The following is a 2439-nucleotide window of genomic DNA, read 5'->3' as shown; positions in this document are numbered from 1 at the left end:
TAGGCAGCCTGAAGGGCTTCGGTGGGGCAGAGTTCAAAGCACTCTTTGCAATTCCAGCATTCGTTGGCGGCGATTTCGGGAACGAAGGCGATCTCCTTGCGCATGCCGCGGTCGACAAACCCGATGGCGTGTTTTCCCTTGACCTCGGCGCAGTAACGCACGCAAAGACCACAGTGGATGCAGAAGGAAGCCTCTTTCTCGAACCGATTGCGGTCGGCGCCATACTCCTTGGCCAGCTCCAAAAGCTCGAAGGCATCGGGTGCATGGGCCAGGAGCAGTTCGATGAGCATCTTGCGGATGCGATCGATTTTCTCGGAGCGGGTCCGTACCACCAGGTTGTTGGCCACCGGATAGACACACGAGACAACCATTTTGGTCCACCCGCGCTCTTCGACTTCCACGATGCACAACCGGCAGCCGCCGAACGGCTCCAGTTTCTCGTGGTAGCAAAGCGTGGGGATACGGATTCCGGCACCTTGGGCGGCCTGCAAAAGCGTCATGCCTTCGCTGGCTTTCACCTCTTTCCCGTCTATCTCTAAGAGAATCTCACTCATTTTATTTGCTCTTTCTGATTATACGGTCTTCTTCGGAAACTGGCGGCGGCACCGGTTCACCGGATAGCTTCGTCACCGCGCCAAAGCGGGGCGGGCAGACTTCGAAGCAGGTTCCGCACTTGGTGCATTTATCCTGGTCGATAATGTGGACCCGGTTCTTGGCACTGTCAATGGCATCCGCCGGGCACTTCCGGGCACACATCATACACGCCTTGCACTGGGTCGGATCAATGTAGTAGGAAATCAGTTCCTTGCAGGAAAGGGCCGGACAGCGTTTGTCATGGATATGGGCCTCATACTCCTCGCGGAAGTATTGCAGCGTGCTGAGGAAGGGGTTGGGCGCGCTTTTGCCCAGGGCGCACAGGGCCGCTTCCTTGGCTGTTTCCGAGAGCGCCTCAAGGAGTTCGATGTCGCCCTCCTTGCCTTTGCCCTGGGTGATGTTGGTGAGAATCTTGAGCATCTGGCGCAGGCCTTCGCGGCAGGGCAGGCACTTGCCGCAGGACTCGTCGGTGAGAAACGCGATGAAGTAGCGCGCCACGTCCACCATGCAGGTATCCTCGTCCATGACGATCATACCCCCCGAACCCATCATGGAGCCGACCTTGGTCAACTCGTCGAAGCCCACCTGAAGATCCAGCATGTCCTCGGGAATACAGCCGCCGGAAGGCCCGCCGGTTTGCACGGCCTTGAACTTGCGGCCGCCCGGAATGCCGCCACCGATCGTAAAGATGATGTCCCGCAAGGTCGTGCCCATGGGGACTTCCACCAGACCGGTATTGGTGATCTTGCCCACCAAGGAGAAGATCTTGGTGCCCTTGCTGGTGTCGGTCCCGTACTCGGTGAACCAGTCCGCGCCGTTGTTGATGATCAGCGGCACGTTGGCCCAGGTCTCGACGTTGTTGAGCACGGACGGTTTTTCCCAGAGCCCCTTGATGTTGGAGCGGGTGTACTTGGGCCGGGGCTCGCCCACGCGGCCTTCCAGGGCCGTCATCAGGGCGGTGGACTCGCCGCAGACAAAGGCGCCGGCGCCTTGTGTACCTTGACGACAAAGTCGAAGCCCGAGCCCAGGATGTTCTTGCCCAAAAATCCGTATTCCTCGGCCAGCGGATGGCGGTGTGGACATTTTCCACGGCCAGGGGATATTCCTGGCGGACGTAGATGTATCCCTCGTTGGCGCCGATGGCATAGGCCCCCAGGGTCAATCCTTCCAGGATCGAGTGGGGATTGCCCTCCAGGAGACTGCGGTCCATGTAGGCGCCGGGGTCACCCTCGTCGGCGTTGACGATCACGTACTTGGGATCGTCGGGGGCGTTGCGCGAGCCCTCCCATTTGCGGCCGGCGGGGAATCCGCCGCCACCGCGGCCTCTCAGATTGGCCTTCTTGACTTCGTCGAGGACTTCCTGGTTGGTCATGCGGTCGAGCGCCTTGGCCAGGGCCGAATACCCGCCGATGGCCAGGTAGTCGTCGATGCTTTTGGGGTCGACGCTGCTGTTGGAGCCGAAGACCAAGCGTAGCTGATGCTTGTAGAAAGGAATCTTGGATTCCTCGATGATCTTCTCGTTGGTGGCCGGATCGTTGTAGAGCAACCGCTCGATGACCTTCTTTTCCTTGATCGTTTCGCTAATGATCTCGGGGACGTCATCGGGTTGGATCTGAAAGTAGCAGATCTCGTCGGGGTGAATGACGATGATCGGGCCCCTCTCGCAAAAGCCGTGACAACCGGTTCGACGGATGTCCACGGTCTCGCTCAACCCCTGCGTTTCCAGCTCCTCGGCCAGGCGTGCGGCCACGTCCCGGCTGCCTGTGGCATGGCAGGCCGACCCGGAACACAAGGTGATGCAGGTCTTGTTGGGGTCTCTTTGGGACAGAATGCCTTTCCTGAATT

At 59.5% G+C, this 2439-nt stretch carries 2 protein-coding genes and 1 pseudogene; all 3 read right to left on the bottom strand.

Annotation, left to right across the window (positions count from 1 at the left end; genetic code table 11):
* Nucleotides 1-554 (bottom strand): 2Fe-2S iron-sulfur cluster-binding protein (locus JCM12296_RS34135; protein ID WP_054702538.1); only part of this gene is annotated, 554 nt, incomplete at its 3' end.
* Between the two features lies 1 nt (nt 555).
* Nucleotides 556-1545, bottom strand: coding sequence for an NADH-ubiquinone oxidoreductase-F iron-sulfur binding region domain-containing protein (locus JCM12296_RS49635; RefSeq protein WP_246805302.1), 990 nt, complete (start codon nt 1543-1545; stop codon nt 556-558).
* A gap of 160 nt (nt 1546-1705) precedes the next feature.
* Nucleotides 1706-2386, bottom strand: a pseudogene (locus JCM12296_RS46695) ((2Fe-2S) ferredoxin domain-containing protein); the annotation flags it as partial.
* Nucleotides 2387-2439 lie beyond the last annotated feature (53 nt).

Source organism: Desulfosarcina cetonica JCM 12296 (assembly GCF_001311845.1).
GTDB classification, from domain to species: Bacteria; Desulfobacterota; Desulfobacteria; order Desulfobacterales; family Desulfosarcinaceae; genus Desulfosarcina; species Desulfosarcina cetonica.
This window is presented reverse-complemented; position numbering and strand designations above follow the sequence as displayed.

Bases quoted from the DNA above. Each gene is read 5' to 3' on its own strand.
- JCM12296_RS49635 (WP_246805302.1), bottom strand. From the start codon at position 1,545: ATGACGGCCCTGGAAGGCCGCGTGGGCGAGCCCCGGCCCAAGTACACC.